14 protein-coding genes are annotated in these 16,092 nt (G+C 52.0%); 5 read left to right on the top strand and 9 right to left on the bottom strand.

The annotated features are described in order from the left end of the window. Window positions 1-17: 17 nt before the first annotated feature. The 9 genes from mutS to ACLB09_RS04590 all read right to left on the bottom strand — a co-directional run bounded on the left by mutS (window position 18) and on the right by ACLB09_RS04590 (window position 11,401). A complete protein-coding gene (mutS, locus tag ACLB09_RS04630) occupies window positions 18-2,828 on the bottom strand; it encodes a DNA mismatch repair protein MutS (RefSeq protein ID WP_410768580.1) in 2,811 nt (936 codons plus the stop codon). An 80-nt stretch (window positions 2,829-2,908) separates the two neighbouring features. Then, a complete protein-coding gene (locus ACLB09_RS04625) occupies window positions 2,909-4,387 on the bottom strand; it encodes a putative amidoligase domain-containing protein (protein WP_410768579.1) in 1,479 nt (492 codons plus the stop codon). 165 nt (window positions 4,388-4,552) lie between these two features. Then, a complete protein-coding gene (cotE, locus tag ACLB09_RS04620) occupies window positions 4,553-5,098 on the bottom strand; it encodes an outer spore coat protein CotE (protein ID WP_114495367.1) in 546 nt (181 codons plus the stop codon). A gap of 136 nt (window positions 5,099-5,234) precedes the next feature. Then, window positions 5,235-5,612, bottom strand: a complete 378-nt coding sequence (locus tag ACLB09_RS04615) for a PH domain-containing protein (RefSeq protein WP_410768578.1) — start codon at window positions 5,610-5,612, stop codon at window positions 5,235-5,237. Between the two features lie 87 nt (window positions 5,613-5,699). Further along, window positions 5,700-6,683 (bottom strand): aromatic acid exporter family protein, encoded by a 984-nt coding sequence (locus ACLB09_RS04610; RefSeq protein WP_410768577.1) that lies wholly within the window; start codon window positions 6,681-6,683, stop codon window positions 5,700-5,702. A gap of 299 nt (window positions 6,684-6,982) precedes the next feature. Next, a complete protein-coding gene (locus tag ACLB09_RS04605; RefSeq protein WP_410768999.1) occupies window positions 6,983-7,729 on the bottom strand; it encodes an ABC transporter permease in 747 nt (248 codons plus the stop codon). Window positions 7,730-7,831: 102 nt separating this feature from the next. Further along, complete coding sequence (locus ACLB09_RS04600) at window positions 7,832-8,617, bottom strand: ABC transporter ATP-binding protein (RefSeq protein ID WP_410768576.1); 786 nt, start codon at window positions 8,615-8,617, stop codon at window positions 7,832-7,834. A gap of 36 nt (window positions 8,618-8,653) precedes the next feature. After that, a complete protein-coding gene (locus ACLB09_RS04595; protein ID WP_410768575.1) occupies window positions 8,654-9,661 on the bottom strand; it encodes an ABC transporter substrate-binding protein in 1,008 nt (335 codons plus the stop codon). 222 nt (window positions 9,662-9,883) lie between these two features. Next, on the bottom strand, window positions 9,884-11,401 hold the full coding sequence (locus ACLB09_RS04590; protein WP_410768574.1) for a carboxypeptidase M32: 1,518 nt from the start codon (window positions 11,399-11,401) through the stop codon (window positions 9,884-9,886). 134 nt (window positions 11,402-11,535) lie between these two features. On the opposite strand from ACLB09_RS04590, the gene ACLB09_RS04585 reads away from it, so the two are divergent. From ACLB09_RS04585 to ACLB09_RS04565, 5 genes are all read left to right on the top strand, one after another. Continuing rightward, window positions 11,536-11,859 carry an iron-sulfur cluster biosynthesis family protein gene (locus tag ACLB09_RS04585; protein ID WP_410768573.1) on the top strand — a complete coding sequence of 108 codons (324 nt, stop codon included), beginning with the start codon at window positions 11,536-11,538 and terminating at the stop codon, window positions 11,857-11,859. A 30-nt stretch (window positions 11,860-11,889) separates the two neighbouring features. Next, window positions 11,890-12,453, top strand: coding sequence for a beta-class carbonic anhydrase (locus tag ACLB09_RS04580; protein WP_410768572.1), 564 nt, complete (start codon window positions 11,890-11,892; stop codon window positions 12,451-12,453). Between the two features lie 90 nt (window positions 12,454-12,543). Continuing rightward, on the top strand, window positions 12,544-13,722 hold the full coding sequence (locus ACLB09_RS04575) for a MalY/PatB family protein (protein WP_410768571.1): 1,179 nt from the start codon (window positions 12,544-12,546) through the stop codon (window positions 13,720-13,722). Between the two features lie 138 nt (window positions 13,723-13,860). Beyond that, window positions 13,861-14,949, top strand: a complete 1,089-nt coding sequence (locus ACLB09_RS04570) for a glycosyltransferase family protein (protein WP_410768570.1) — start codon at window positions 13,861-13,863, stop codon at window positions 14,947-14,949. Between the two features lie 35 nt (window positions 14,950-14,984). Beyond that, window positions 14,985-16,034: a glycosyltransferase WbsX family protein gene (locus ACLB09_RS04565; protein WP_410768569.1), complete on the top strand. Its 1,050-nt coding sequence runs from the start codon at window positions 14,985-14,987 to the stop codon at window positions 16,032-16,034. Window positions 16,035-16,092 lie beyond the last annotated feature (58 nt).

Raw genomic sequence — 16,092 nt, 5'->3', positions numbered from 1 at the left:
GGCACAGAGCCGCAACACTATAGGCTTTTCGCCTTTTGCTTCAGCTCATTAACCAGTTGCATAGCCTCCAGTGGCGTCATATTCATCAAATCCGCCTCTTTCACCATGTTCACGATTTGCCGGAGTCCGGCATCCTCGTGAGCCGATTTGGATTTCTTCGGCGGCAACTCGTCCGCAAAGATCGAAAGCTGAACCACTTCCTGCCCCGTAAATTCGGCCTGCTCTTGGTCATGATTATAAGGCATGTCAGCTTCGTTCTCTTTGACTGTAAGGCCTGAGTCATCTCCGTCAGACTTGGCTGCAATGCCCCCAACATGTCGTAATTCAGACGCAGCGGACGTTAGGGGTGTTTCCATGTCCCGTAATTCGTCGCGATTTGCTCTGCCAGCCAACGTAGTATCGACTTCTCCTTGGACACCGACCGTCACGGCGGCCGCAGCCGCTTGTTCGAAGCCTTGAAGCAATCCGTAGGCACGTTCGATGATTCCTCCGGGCAGTCCGGCCAATCGGGCACAGTAAATGCCGTAACTTGTATCGGCCGCACCCGGAACCAGCTTGCGGAGAAAATGCACCTTTTCCCCGCTCTCCTGTACGGCCATCCGGTAATTCCGCAGCCCGGACAAAGAATTTTCCAGATGCGCTAGCTCATGGAAATGCGTCGAAACGAGCGCTTTGCATCCGATATGATCGTGGACGTATTCAATGACCGCTTGCGCGATCGCCATGCCTTCGCTGGTCGATGTGCCCCGGCCCAGCTCGTCGATGATGATCAGACTGCGTGCGGTAGCTTTTTCGGTCATCACCTGGATGTCGGCCATTTCGACCATGAAGGTGCTTTGTCCGCCGATCAGGTCGTCTGCGGCACCGATCCGTGTAAAGATCCGGTCAACGAGCGGGATCTCCGCCCTTGCCGCCGGGACAAAACTGCCGATTTGCGCCAAGATGGAGATCAGCGCGACCTGTCTCATATATGTGCTTTTACCGGCCATATTGGGTCCTGTGATGAGCAAAATGCCTGCTTCATCCTTTTTCAGCTGCGTTCCGTTGGAGATAAAAGCCGAATCCTTCATCACGGACTCGACAACAGGATGGCGGCCCTGCTCGACCACCAGGTCATAGCCGTCTGTTAGAACGGGCTTCACGAATCCGCCATCGGAGGCGACGGCCGCCAAGGAACGGAGCACGTCGATTTCAGCAATCCGTTCAGCCAGAGACTGAAGCCTTTGAATCTCGGCGGCGACACGCTCTCTGATCTCATTGAACAGCCTGTATTCGAGATCCGCCATCTGTTCTTCCGCTTCGAGGATGAGCGTTTCCTTCTCTTTCAACTCCGGAGTCACGTACCGCTCGGCATTGGCCAGGGTCTGCTTCCGCTCATAGCGGCCTTCCGGCAAAGAAGACAAATTGGATTTCGTAATTTCGATATAATAACCGAACACTTTGTTGTAGCCGATTTTCAGCGACTTAATGCCCGTTGCCTGACGTTCGGCCGCTTCCAGTTCCGCGATCCAGCGTTTCCCGTTGCTGCCGGCTTCCCGCAGCTCATCCAGCCGGGCATGGTATCCGTTCTTTATGATTCCGCCGTCCCTGACCGAAACCGGCGGCTCGTCCGAGATGGCCGTCTCAATCAGCTCGGCCAGATCGCCGCACTCATCCATTCCGGCAGCGATCCCCTTAAGCGTGGAAGACGGGGATGCCGAACATAATTCCTTAATCGCCGGAATTTGGCGGAGCGAGGACTTCAGTGCGATTAGATCCCGTCCGTTCGCGCTGCCATAGGCGATCCGGCCGGTCAGCCGCTCCAGATCGTAAATTTCCAGCAGCGACAAGCGAAGATCTTCCCGCAAAATAAACCCGCCGTAAAGCGCCTCGACCGCTTCCAGGCGTTCCTCGATCCGGCTCCGCTGCAGCAGCGGTTTGTCGATCCAGCGGCGCAGAAGCCGCGCGCCCATCGACGTCTCTGTCCGGTCTAGCAACCATAATAGGGAGCCTTTCTTGGACCGTTCACGGACGGTCTCCACCAGTTCCAGATTGCGCCGCGTAAACGGATCGAGGATCATATATTGTTCCGGTTCGTAAGAAGATATTTTGGTCAGTTGTCCTAAGGAGCGTTTTTGCGTTTCGCTCAGGTAACCTACGAGCAAGGCGATGCATTCCCTGCGCTCGTTCTCCAGCCGGATCCACTGAGATTCGCCGAATTGCACCCTGCTATCCTCATCCTTGGATCTCGCCCAAGGCGTATACACGACCGGTTTCCCGAGCGGAGCGGCTTGCTCCCGGATCCAGTCCAGCAATCCTTCGTCCCCGATCACTTCCGAAGGGTCGTAAAGCCCAACCTCATCGCGTAGCCATTCCTTGCTGCTTGGCGCCGAAGTGACGTACAGTTCGCCGGTCGACAAATCGCAAGTCGACAGCGCCATCAGACCGTTCCGCTCCGTCACGCACAATATGTAATTGTTCGCCCGCTCGCCAAGGGTTTTCCCCTCCATGACGGTTCCGGGCGTCACTACGCGCACGATTTCCCGGCGGACGACGCCTTTGGCGGCGGCCGGGTCTTCCACCTGCTCGCAGATGGCGACCTTATAGCCTTTTTCGATCAACCGGTGAATATAATTTTCCGCCGAATGATAAGGAACGCCGCACATCGGTATTTTTTCCTCTGCACCGCCCTCCCGGCCGGTCAGCGTAATTTCCAGTTCTTTCGACGCCAACAAGGCATCATCGAAAAACATCTCATAAAAATCCCCCAGCCGGAAAAAGAGAAACGCATCCTGTGCCTGGGCTTTTACACTTAAATATTGTTGAATCATCGGCGTATAAGTAGCCATGTGCAACCTCCAAATTACCATTCGTAAATCTCTCTTTTACAACTTGAACAACTTCTATTATAACAGAAAGGTTAGGAGGCTTACGAGTTCATTTGCAGCCGCCAGGAAGTCCTGATGTCGGCAGATTCGTCCCAGCTCCGCCCGGATTCCACGGCAGCAAGAAAAGGAGCGATGTACTCTTCGTAACGCGAATAAGACGACGCTGTGATGAGATCACCGGCTAACTGTGGCCAAACCTTGCGCAAGGGGGCTTTGTTCCCGGAATAGAAAGCATGGAATAGCTTATCTTCCTGCAATGGAGTCTTCGTTAGGCTCCGGTAATTCTCTGTAATCAGTTGTGCCATGGCGACAACTCCTTTGGTTACCAGCGGCGAAATCAGAAAGCTGGGTAATGTGCGATACTCGAACCCGCCGCCGCGTTCACCGTAGGTTTGCAACCGGAAATCACCGAGAAATCCATAGTGTGGACGGCGCCTCGCGCTACCGGCATCTTCCAGCAGAGCCACGGGAAGGGCGAGATAGTTGTCCAGCGTGCGAAGCAACTCGCTTGTCAGCGGGACCCCGCTGAAATGGAGATGCCCGCCGAGCGGAAAGCCCCGTTGCGGCATGCTACCGGCTTGCCAGAGCAACCCGGCGTCGGTAATCGCTTCCTGCGCTGCTTGAAAAGCGCGGAGCAGATGGCGAAGCAGCTCGCGCGGCTCGCTCCCCGGTTCAGGGCGCAGCTCGGCAAGCGGAAACAAGCGGCGCCCGCGGTAACGCAGAACGTCGCAGCCGGCGATGCCTTGCCGATCCAAATACCTGGATGCCGGCACCACTTTCCCCGTATCGCCATTAAAAAGCAGGAATTCCGGATCCATTCCGATCAAACGCTCGCGGGACCGCGGGACGTCTGAGAATGGTTCCAGTTCAAGGAGCATACGCTTTACTGCTCCAGCAACCAGCTCAGCCGATCGTATTCCTCCACGAACCGGTTCCGGATGAATCTCTTCCACGGTAAATTTCCCTTCTTCTCCGGCGCGAATCACGACTTCGCCAAGATCAAGTCCAAAAACGTATAACGCCCTTACAGCGGTTTTCGCCAGCCTCTTCCACAAAAGGGATTCGCGGTCCAGTTCCCCCTCGCTTCCGGAAGTCGGAAGCGCCGCTCCTCCAGGCTGAAGCGGTGTCGCTCCAAGCGCCTGCAAATGAAATACGCTTACCGCATAACGACGGTAAAATCCAATTCCGGGCAACTCTAACTCTTTCCGGCCGCTCAAGGAGGCCGTAAGGCCTGCAGCCTCAAGCCGTTTTTCTTTGACGCTCATCGGTGCGGCACGAAATCTCTTCAAGTTGCCGTTGATGCTCCGGATTTTCATGGTCTGTCCGAAAAATGCCTCGGGAACTCCGAAACAGATCGCCTCGCCGCCCATTCCCGCAGAACCTGGCCTTGATGCCGTTGGATCGCGCAAGACACGATAAGGCCCCCCCTGATTCTCTAAGGCCCGAAGTAATTTGCTTCGGAACACCCCGTTATCCAAATGAATGTTAATTACATGGACCACATGCGGGCTTTCATCCACGTGATCGCCTCCCCGCCGGGCAAGCCGCATGTCAGCAGCCCTGAATTTTTTCTCCAAAATAAACAAAAAGAGGGCAGCCGCCCTCGACGACGACGCCCCTGCCGCATATAGTAGACCATAACTACTCATTCAATATTGCCGGGAAGGTTAAACAGCCACAGCCTATTACAGTTCGTCGTCGAGGAGGTCCGGATCCAGATCTTCGTAATCGCCGAGCTCGGATCCAAAATCAAAATCTTTATCTCCGTCGTCCCCGCCTGGCACGACAAGAACATGCAACTTGGTTTCGGCCACCAATTCAACAGCGAACTCGCGCTCCACGCGGATCGCTACCCGGCCGTCGCCCGATACGCTTGCTTCGACGGTGCTTGGTTCCTGCGTTGCCTCCGCAGTAACCTCGACCGTTGAAGCGCGGTGTCTGGAATCGAGATAACTCAGCGGCACATTTTCTACATAAGATACCGTCTCTTTAGCTACTTCCGTCTGCGAGTTTCTGTCGTAGGAATACCAGATGTTGATATCGTAAGTACCAATAACTTCAATTCCGTCTCCGGCTGCGACCGCTTCGTACTGGTGGTTGATAATCCAGGCCCCCAGTATGCTCGACGGTTTGTGAGGCGGAGTCACGGTATGTGTTACGGTAGAGAACTTACGACCTTTTCCGCAGATCGCTTTCGTGATGATCTCTCTACTTTGATATTTCGATGACATGATTTAAACCTCCTCCATACATCATTCATTACATATGTATGCAGGAACTGGGCGAATGTTGAATAGCCCAAGATAAATAAATATGTACGAGTGGAAAAAAGGCCGTTCCCAAAGGAACGGCTTCTCATTTTTTATATTATTTCAGCACGAATTCAGCCAAAATACTCTGCAATTCATATATATTTAAATTTTTATTGAACTGTTTCTGAACCGGCGCCGGGTTGCCCGACACCCAGAATTTGAGTTCCGCATCCAGATCGAAGTGTCCGGATGTCTCGATGCTGAAATGGGTTATGCTTTTGTAAGGATAGGAATGATATTCCACCTTTTTGCCGGTTACGCCTTGCTTATCGACCAGGATCAGCCGTTTATCCGTGAAAATAAACATATCCCTGATCAATTTGTAAGCCTTATGAACGCGTTCCGAAGAACCTAACAAGTGCGAATACTCCTTCTGTATTTCTTCAGCGCTGATCTCAGAGGCATTTCCTAACAATCCATCCAAAAAAGCCATATTACCGCTCCCTCGCCTTATAAGTTTAAACCATTTTATCAGGGTATGGGATTTATTTACTGTGAGAAAAAGTATATATTTTCAGCCTCATTCCTTCGCTGCCTGCGCCTTGCCGTACAGTTTGAGCGAAGCGGGAGCTTTATCTTTTTTCGCGATATTGAGGTAATTGGACAACTCCCGGCAGAGTTGAAGGATCGCGGAGCGCATTTCAAACTCTTCCCTTGTCGATGGCAGCTCCATTCGCTTAAACTCCTGCTCCAATTCGGCCAGCATGTGCTCGGTCTGCCCCGTGTACCCTTCGCTGCTTACATCCTCACTAAGACGGTCGAACAGCAGAGCTGTTATTTCTCCTTGCGGCATGCGTTGATAGACCAGAGAAATCAGCTCAAGCATACTTTCGATACGGCCGAGCTGTTCTTTTCGCATATAAAAATAGACGGACCAAGTGTCGCTCGGAGAAATAAGCTGGTTCTCTAGTGCCCGTTTGGCTGAAGTCAGCCCGCTGTCGACAAGCTTGGCGGCTTCGATCAATTCTTTTCCATCCCACACATGGTAAGGATCGCGGAGCGACTCGGCAATATGACCGAAGATGACCGAGAACAGCCCGTCCACTTTGCGGCGGATTTCCAGCAGCTTGTCCTCCGCTTTCGGCATGTAAGCCAGATTCACCAGCATAGCCGCGCCTAAACCGATGACCAGCAGCTCGATTTGAGTCAGCATCACGGCGAAGCTCAGTTCCTCACCGCCAAAAACGCGGAACACCACTACGGAACTGGTAACGATCCCCTCTTTGAAATGCGCTCTTGTGATCAACGGGAAGGCGATCAGAATGTAGACGACCAGCACCCAAATGTGGAATCCTAACAAATAAAATAGCGCAAACGCGAGAATTAGACCCAGAACGGAAGCGAAAAACCGGGAAGAGACGGTGGCGATGCTCCGTTTCCGGGTTACGTCCACCCCCAGGATCGCCAGAAGTCCCGCGGACAGAGCTCCCTGAACGCCTGCCGCATCCGCTACTATAATCGCCACCAATGTGGCGATCGCCGTTTTGATGACCCTAAACCCCATAAAACCACCCTGTCCTTTACGTCATAAAGTGAAAAGTCTTAATCTTTATCGTACTTGATTTCGTTTAGGCGTACAATACGGGGGAGTAACAGTTTCATGAAACTCATTCTTTCTTTATGTTTGAGGGGTTCCGCATACAAGCTTCATATATACACTCCAACCAGCCGTTGCCAGCGGTCATCCAGCCTAGCGACACTTTTACTCCTTTCTTTCTTCTTCAACGCGCCATTCCATACGCAGCCCAACACAGCACACCGCCGCCGGAGCCTGTGCCCGGCGGCGTTATTGGAAAAGGGGCGTCACCGCTCCTTGAGCAACTTTCGTTCCAGATAGACGACAAGCTGATACATGCCGGTCGCTACTACAGCGATAATAACCAGGCTGGACAGCACCAGCGTGAAGTTGAACACTTGAAATCCGTAGACGATCAAGTAGCCTAGGCCGATTTTCGCCACAAGGAATTCCCCGACGATGACGCCGACCCAAGCCATGCCGACGTTGACTTTTAACGTGGATACGATGGCGGGGAACGAAGCCGGAAGAATGGCTTTAGCGAAAATATCACGGCGGTTTCCGCCAAACGTCCGGATGACCTTCACCAGGTTCTTGTCTACTTCGTTGAAGCTGTTATAGACCACCAACGTGGTGACGATGACGGTGATGGAGAGCGTAGTTATCACGATCGCCGTAAACCCGGCTCCGAACAGTACGATAAAAATCGGCCCGAGCGCGACTTTCGGCATACTGTTGAAAACAACCATGTATGGATCAAGCACCCGAGACAAAAAGGGAGACCACCAGATCAATACCGCAAGCAGCGTACCGAGCAGCGTGCCAAGCAAGAAGCCGACGGCCGTTTCGCCTACCGTCATTGCCAAATGCGGCCACAGCTCTCCGTTAAGCGCATCCTTCAAAATTTGCCGTCCGACTTTGGAAGGATAACTGAAGATCAGCACGTCAACCCATTTAAGCCGTCCGGCCAGCTCCCACAAGCCGATGAGGGCGATGAGAAGCAGCAGCTGCGTGGACAAAACAAGGCGGCTCATCCGCCGTTTCGTCTTCCTGTGCTGAAGATACTTCTCGCGGATCCAGTCTTTTTGCGCATGGCTTTGTTTATCAGATACCTCTGTATCACGATCTCCCAAAGGCTATCCCTCCTTTCCATCCAGAGATTCGAGATCCCGCCAGATTTCATGGAACAGGTCGTTAAATCCCTCTTCTTCCCGGGCATAAAACGGCTGGGTACGAGCGATATTGTCCGGGATCACGTATGTGCTGCGGATTCTGCCCGGTTTGGCCGCCAACACGATGACTCTGTCGCTGACGGCGATCGCCTCCGAAAGGTCATGGGTAACGAGCACGCCGGTTTTTCCCCGTTGCCGCAGCGTATCGACGACAAGATCCTCTAATTGGAGCTTGGTCTGATAGTCCAGGGCGGAGAACGGTTCATCCAACAGCAGCAAATCCGGATTTGTCGCCAGTGTACGGACTAAAGCTACCCGCTGCCTCATGCCGCCGGACAGCTGATGGGGATACAGACTCCCCGTATTGCCGAGTCCCATGCCTTCCAGCAATTCCAATACCGTCTCTTTGCTTCTCTCCGACAAACGGCCTGTCAGCTCCAATCCCAGCAAAGCATTGTCCAATATGGTCCGCCATGGAAACAGGTAATCCTGTTGCAGCATATATCCTACTTCGGGCGAAGGCCCGGTGACCGGCTTTCCATGTACGAGAATCTCCCCCCTGGATGGGGGGAGCAATCCGGCAATGACGGACAGAAGCGTGGTTTTTCCGCAGCCGCTAGGTCCGACCAAGCTGATGAATTCTCCGGGATTGACACTTAAATTCATCCCTTCCAGAGTAAGTATGCCTTCCCGGTCCGTCACGTACGCCAGATCCAGATCTTTCAGTTCGACGACAGGAACTTGGGTCAATTGCGTCTCACGCTCCTTTCCTTTCTGCAACGCCTGTTATGGCTTGGCATTCACCGCCGATTCCGCAAAGCTATTGTCCACTACCTTAGCGGGCTCAACCCGTTCCTTCAATTCGCCGGCACTCTCCATAATGTCGAGCAGATTGTTCCAGGCCGCTTCTTCCAGTACCGGAGACTCGGCATAGCTGCCTTGCTCCAAGTAACGCTTCACGGCACTGACGATGATATCCTGGTCCGTATCTTTGAAGTAAGGGGCGATGGCTGTCGCAGTTTCTTCGGGGGTATGCTCCTGTACCCAGAGCTGGGCTTTATGGATCGCATTGGTGAATTTCTGCACGGTTTCTTTATCCTTATTGATGTAGCTCTGCTTCGTCATAAATACGGTATAGGGAAGCCGGCCGCTTTCCGTACCGAAAGAGGCGACTACATGCCCTTTTCCCTCCCGTTCAAAAATCGAAGCCTGAGGTTCGAAGAGCTGCACATATTGGCCCGTACCGGACGCAAAAGCCGCGGCTATATTAGCAAACTCGATGTTTTGTATCAATTCCAGATCTCCCTGGGGATCGATTCCATGCTTTTTCAGCGTAAACTCGCCTGCCATCTGCGGCATTCCGCCTTTTCGCTGGCCGAGGAAGACGCTATCCTTCAGATCGGCCCAATCGAAACCGCCGGCTTCTTCCCTCGACACCAGGAAGGTCCCGTCCGTCTGGGTCAACTGAGCAAAATTAATGACCGGATCATCGGCCCCCTGCTGATATACGTAAATCGAAGTTTCAGCACCGACCAGTGCCACATCGATCGCACCCGACAGCAAAGCGGTCATGGTTTTGTCTCCGCCCGCGGTAGTCTGCAGTTCCACATCCAGACCTTCTTCTTTAAAGAAGCCCTTCTCCAGAGCCACATATTGCGGGGCATAAAATACGGAGCGTGTCACCTCGCCGATTTTTACCGTTGTTGTCTTTTTGCCGCCCCCGCACCCGACAAGCGCTCCCGCAAACAGTAGAACCAGTGCCAGCGCCAGGATTGAATATCGCTTAACTAACACGCCACTCACCTCTTTCATGCTGAATAGGAATAACATTCTGGTTCAGTGTATGCCGCTGCCCAACAAATGGTTATGGGCTGACCTTGGATGTAAGCCGCTTAATCGGATTTAAAGCTTTGAAGATCATTACAGGGGAAGTTGTTAACGAATATACAAAAAAGACCCCTCTCTTCATAAAGAAGAGAAGGGTCCCGTTCCAACTTGTTTAGAAGCTGAAACTGATTACAATCCGTAAATGCCTTTGTACTTTTGCTCCAGATAGTCGGCCAGGTAATCGGGATTCAATTCTTCCCCGGTCACATTCATGATGATTTCAGCCGGTTTGAGCGTCTTTCCGTGTTTGTAAATTTTCTCGATCAGCCATTCCTTGATCGGAGCAAAATTCCCCTCCGCAATAAACCCTTCAAACTGCGGCAGCTCTTTCTTGAGCGTATTGGTGATTTGCGCCGCATACATGTTGCCGAGCGCATAAGAAGGGAAATAGCCGAAGCTGCCGCCGGACCAGTGTACGTCCTGCAACACGCCCAGGCCATCGTTAGGCGGGGTAAGTCCGAGATACGCCTTGTACTTCTCATTCCATACTTTAGGCAGCTCACTGACGGGCAATCCTTCGTTGAAAATCATCTTCTCGATCTCATAGCGGATGATGATATGCAAGTTGTAGGTCAGTTCGTCCGCGTCGATGCGGATCAGAGAATTTTCCACGCGGTTAATTCCGTGATAGAACTCATCCACCGTAACGTCTTTGAGCTGTTCGGGGAAATGCTGCTGCAGGTCGCCGTAGTAGCGGTCCCAGAAAGCGCGGCTGCGGCCGACGAAGTTTTCCCAGAAACGAGACTGGGATTCGTGGATCCCCATGGAAGTGCCTTGGCTAAGCGGCGTTCCAGCCAGCTCTTTGCTTACGTTTTGCTCATACAAGGCATGTCCGCCTTCATGCAGGTTGCTAAAGATGGAGTTGGTCACGTCATCCTGTACATAATGCGTCGTTATGCGCACGTCTCCCTGGTTAAGCGTAATTTCGAACGGGTGGACAGTCTCATCGACTCGTCCTGCTTCGAAATCGTATCCGATTTGCTCCAGCAAATAGATTCCGATTTTCTTCTGTTGATCCTTATCATACAGTTGGTTAAGAAATGGCGCCTGCGGCTTATGCGGAGCCGCAGTAATGGCATCCACGACAGGGACCAGACGGTCGCGGAGCTTTCCGAACACTTGGTCAAGCTTCTCTACGGTCAGATCGGGCTCATACATATCGAGCAACGTGTCATACCGGGTTTCCTTCGGCCCCCAATAGTCGATGAACTCCTGCGTGAGCTCCACGATCCGGGTCAAATAAGGTTCGAACCCGGCGAAATCGCCGTTTTCCTTATAATCCTCCCAAAGCGTCTCCGCATGCGCAGTCAATTCCGCATATTCCTGGAATTTGGCCGGCGGAATTTTGACGCTGCGGTCATACTCCTCCTGCACCAGCTGCACCAAACGGCGTCCGGACTCGTCAAGTTCACCAAGCACCGTCTGATGGTTGAGATAGCTCAGGAATTCTCCCATCTCCACTGACGTTTGCAGCTTAAATGCTTCCGTCGAGAGCAGTCCGATCGTTTCCGAACGCGCTTCGGCTCCTTTTCTCGGCGCACCGGTGCGTAGATCCCAATGCATCAACGATACCGCTTCATGATAACCTGCGATTTTACGGAGAAGCTCAAGAAATGATTTCCACTTTTCTGCCGTTTCCTGCTTCATGGCAAGTCCCACCTCTACTGATGAATTTATCCATTCCTCTTGATGATACTTTTTACAAAACGTATAATCAAATTTTAAGACGACCTTTTCATTACTTTTGAAATATCGTCATCTTTTAGAAGGAGCTGTCGAGGTTGAAAATAGAACTGGATTCCCGCGCTGAAGTCATGATTCGCGAAGCCCTTGGTCAAGAGCCCGGACTGATGCGCCTCGTCTATGATACGGAAGATTGCGGATGCGGCATGAGCGGCATTCCCACCCTGCAAATTGCAGAAGCGCCCGGGGCGTATGATATTCCGCTCGAGAACGAACATTTTCATTTTTCGATCGACCGAATGCAAGCCGTCTTTTTTGAAGAACAACTTATGCTCTCCGGCGAGGAAAGCGGCGGTACGTTCCGACTGGATGGAGTCTCGCAGTTTTACAAATCGAATATCCGGCTGACCGATCATCGTTAAGTCAATTAAATTCAAAGGAGGAAGATCAGCATGAGCCGACTTCAAACAATTCTCGAATACAATCGTCAATTTGTAGCTAACAAGGAGTACGAAGCCTATATTACGGACAAATTCCCGCAGAAAAGAATGGCCATCGTCACCTGCATGGACACAAGATTGGTAGAGCTTCTTCCTAGAGCGTTGAATCTTCGCAACGGGGACGCCAAAATCATCAAGAACGCAGGCGCCGTCATCTCCCAACCGTTCGGGAGCGTCATGCGGAGTCTGCTGGTTGCCATTTACGAGCTGCAGGCGGAAGAGGTGTTTATTATCGGCCATACCGGCTGCGGTATGGCTTCTCTGAACGCCGAGCATATGATCGGTACGATTAAAGAGAACGGAATTTCCGACGATGTGCTGAACACGTTGGAGAATTCAGGCATCAAACTCAAAAAATGGTTACGCGGGTTTAATAATGAAAAAGAGGGGGTAATCCATACTGTGGAGATTGTAAAAAATCATCCATTACTTCCCCCCCATGTACCCGTTCATGGCATGCTCATTGACTCCACAACCGGAGAGCTTGAGCTTGTCGTAGACGGATACGATTTGTAACAGACATCTCTTTCTGTTTGACGCGGACCTTCAGCGGTTCGCGTCCTTTTTTAAGCGAGTACCTAACCCGAAAGGAAGACAGGATAACTTATGACCTATGAATTCAATGAATTAACCCAGCGCCGGGGGACGCTTTCTTACAAATGGGACCAGGGCCAAGCCTTGTTCGGCGATCCTGACGTCCTCCCCCTATGGGTAGCCGATATGGATTTCAAATGTGCCCCTGCGATCATAAAGGCGGTAACCGAGCGTGCGGCTCAAGGCATTTACGGATATACGGTTCGCCCCGAAGCTTATACAAACGCCATTACCGGCTGGTTTCAAAAACGCCACGGTTGGAATATCGATGGCAGCTGGCTTACCGATTCGCCCGGCGTCGTCCCCTCGCTTAGCCTTGCAATCCAATCTTTCTCGGAGCCTGGAGATGAAGTTATTTTGCAATCTCCTGTCTATAACCCGTTTTACGATGTTATCTTGAACAACGGGCGGAAGCTGGCCGAAAGCCCGCTGATCCTTAACGAAGGCCGGTACGAGATGGATTACGCACAGTTAGAAGAGTTGATGAAAAACGGCGCCCGGCTGCTTCTGCTGTGCAGTCCCCATAATCCGGGCGGGAGAGTTTGGACGAGGGAGGAGCTTGTTCGATTGGGAGATCTTTGCGTCAAATATGACGTAAAAGTCGTCGCGGACGAGATTCACTGCGATCTCGTATTCCCGGAACACCGGCATTTCCCGTTCGCTTCGCTCTCTGAGGAATTCGCACAGCGTTGCATCACCTGTCTGGCCCCTTCCAAAACATTTAACATCCCGGGCCTCGCAACCTCATTCACCGTCATTTCCAACCCGCAGCTCAAACAGCGGTTTGATCAACGGCTCAACGCGCTTTCTCTCGGCTCGGTCAACTTCTTCGGACCGCCTGCCACGATCGCGGCGTACAATGAAAGCGAGCCATGGCTGGACGCTTTACTGGAATACGTCAAGGCCAATCAGGTTTATGCCGTTTCTTATTTGTCCGAGCAGCTTCCGAGTGTGGCTCCCGTCATCTCCGAAGGCACCTATTTGCTGTGGGTGGATTGCCGCCCGCTAGGTCTTTCTTCCGATGAGTTAAAACGCCTTATGTATGAGGAGGCTAAAATCGCCTTTAACAGCGGCTCCATCTATGGCCGCGGAGGCGAAGGTTTTCTGCGCATCAATCTGGCTTGTCCGCGCGACCTGCTCGTCGAGGCGCTAGACCGGTTTGCGGCTGCAGTGAAGTCCAGAACGAAATAGCCGTTCCCATTCAAAAGATCAATCCGCAATTGCGGGTTGATCTTTTTTTTCATGGGCTGTACATCTGCCCCATAACAAACACCCTGCACCCTCATACAATATCCAGAATGATTGACAGGAAAGGACTGGATGCTGATCATGCTGAGAAAAAATCAACGTGTCTCCAAAAAAGCATCCCGGCCGCCGGTCCGATGGTACCGTATCTCGGAAAAGGAACTAGCCAAGATGTTGACCGGTGTGTTGGAGCAGGCTCGAATCAGAGAAGTTCCGGTGTATACCCCGCCGATTGCGGGATCCCGGTTCGATAATGTGGATTATAAGAAAATCCGGGTATTGCTGTTCTCCGGATTGCCTGCGGAAGAATGGCGGACAGAGCAACTCGCCGCCGAAGAACTTAGACGTTTGGTTAAAGAAGTAACTCCGATCAAGACCGGCCCCGGCCTCGGAGCAACGATCTCAATGTTGCAGCCCGAGCTTATCATTTTCCTCGGCCAACCCGAGTTGATCAGTCAAGCCGATCTTGTAGAACTTACCAATAGCTCCGCCGTCAAAGCGGCTTGGCTTGCGGATACTGACGGAACAACAGAGGCGACGGGCAGAGCCGCCGCACATTTCGATGTTGTTATGACCCAGCATACTGCACATATTCCGCTTTACCACAGCACCGGCTGCAAGCGGGTCTTCTATCTTCCCTTCTCCGCCGATACCGAATTGTTTTACCCCAAACCCGTCGACGATAAATTTCGCAGCGATCTCCTCGTGATCGGCGACAACACCAAACACATCACACATTTGCACACCATTTTAAAAACAGCCGGAAGCCGTAAAATCATCTTGATCGACAATTCGCTGCAAGATACCGATCTCTCGGAGATTGGTCATCTTCATTTGATTCAGAAACCTACCCCTTCCTTATGCGCCAATTATTTCAATGGAGCCGGCATGATTATTCACCTGGAACCGCAACCCCGCCAAATCATCGAAGCTTCCTCTTGCGGTGCTTTTCAAATTACGGCTGCGCATCCCGACTTATATGAATACATGGGACCGGGCGAGGATATCGTGACGTATCATTCGATGGAAGAATTGGAGCAACAGCTCGAGCATTATCTGGAGCATGCCGATCAAAGACGGGCCTTTTCAAGCCGGGCCCAGTGGAAAAGCCGCTACGACTACTCCTACCTGCAAATGGTTTCCAAGCTCCTCTATGTCGTATTTCACCTATAAACGAATGTATATCACCTCAGGAGGTGGCTGGCCGAGTGAAGGTCATTGCTTTTCATCTGCCGCAGTTCCATCGTATTCCCGAAAATGACGCCTGGTGGGGAACCGGTTTTACCGAGTGGACCAATACGAGCAAAGCGGTTTCGCTATATCCGGGTCATCTGCAGCCCAAAATCCCTTACGAAAATTATTATTATGATCTGATGGATTCCTCGGCACGCCAATGGCAGGCGATAGCCGCCAAAACATACGGCATTTATGGATTCTGCTACTACCATTACTGGTTCAAAGGGAAGCAATTGCTGGAACAGCCTGTTAAACAAATACTCTGGCTGGGAGAGCCCGATTTTCCTTTTTGTTTGTCATGGGCGAACGAGTCTTGGACGCGACGATGGGACGGCGGCGACAGTCATGTTTTGATGGAACAAAGCTATGGGGACAAAGAAGACTGGACACAGCATTTTTACGAGCTTCTGAACGTATTCCGGGACCCGCGTTATATTCGAATCGATGATAAGCCTTTGTTCCTGATCTACAGACCTAGTGATATCCCGCAATGTGGGGAAATGTTGAAACTCTGGAATCAACTGGCCCGGGAGAACGGGCTGAAAGGGATTTATTTTGTCCGGACCCTGGGCGGGTTCCCCCTTTCCAACCTGGAAGGGTTTGATGCCGGCGTAGAGTTCGAACCTCATTATACCTTTGCCCATGGCGGATCCAACCATATTTGGAGGCAGATCAAAGCAGGGGATCATGATCATATGGTCATTGATTACGATCATGTCTGGCAACTGATCATCAACCGCTCCCATCGCAGGGATGGCGGTCAAGTTTTTCCGGGCGCATTCGTTGGCTGGGACAACACCCCCCGGATGGGGTACAAGGGTCAAAGCACGATCGGGGCTTCGCCGCAAAAATTCGAATGGTATTTGTCTCGCCAAATCGAACGCGCAAAGTCTCTGTACAACAGTGAGTTCTTGTTCGTGAACGCGTGGAACGAATGGGCGGAAGGTTCTCACCTGGAGCCGGATCAGCATCACGGATTTCAGTATCTTGAGGCTGTCAGAAACGCATTGAAGGCAAATTAAGGGCCTTCCTTAAGGAAGGCCCCGCCTATTGAATAGCTTTTTAATAGTTCGTTTGGAT

This window comes from Fontibacillus forbon (genome assembly GCF_046559655.1).
In the GTDB taxonomy this organism is placed as follows: Bacteria; Bacillota; Bacilli; order Paenibacillales; family Paenibacillaceae; genus Fontibacillus.
The sequence above is the reverse complement of the archived record's forward strand: the minus strand, read 5'-3'. Positions and strand labels throughout refer to the sequence as shown.

What these genes read in the sequence shown, in the direction of transcription:
- mutS (WP_410768580.1), bottom strand. Translation starts at nt 2,828, where the DNA reads ATGGCTACTTATACGCCGATGATTCAACAATATTTAAGTGTAAAAGCC.
- cotE (WP_114495367.1), bottom strand. Translation starts at nt 5,098, where the DNA reads ATGTCATCGAAATATCAAAGTAGAGAGATCATCACGAAAGCGATCTGC.
- ACLB09_RS04615 (WP_410768578.1), bottom strand. Translation starts at nt 5,612, where the DNA reads ATGGCTTTTTTGGATGGATTGTTAGGAAATGCCTCTGAGATCAGCGCT.
- ACLB09_RS04610 (WP_410768577.1), bottom strand. Translation starts at nt 6,683, where the DNA reads ATGGGGTTTAGGGTCATCAAAACGGCGATCGCCACATTGGTGGCGATT.
- ACLB09_RS04605 (WP_410768999.1), bottom strand. Translation starts at nt 7,729, where the DNA reads ATGAGCCGCCTTGTTTTGTCCACGCAGCTGCTGCTTCTCATCGCCCTC.
- ACLB09_RS04590 (WP_410768574.1), bottom strand. Translation starts at nt 11,401, where the DNA reads ATGAAGCAGGAAACGGCAGAAAAGTGGAAATCATTTCTTGAGCTTCTC.
- ACLB09_RS04580 (WP_410768572.1), top strand. Translation starts at nt 11,890, where the DNA reads ATGAGCCGACTTCAAACAATTCTCGAATACAATCGTCAATTTGTAGCT.
- ACLB09_RS04575 (WP_410768571.1), top strand. Translation starts at nt 12,544, where the DNA reads ATGACCTATGAATTCAATGAATTAACCCAGCGCCGGGGGACGCTTTCT.
- ACLB09_RS04570 (WP_410768570.1), top strand. Translation starts at nt 13,861, where the DNA reads ATGCTGAGAAAAAATCAACGTGTCTCCAAAAAAGCATCCCGGCCGCCG.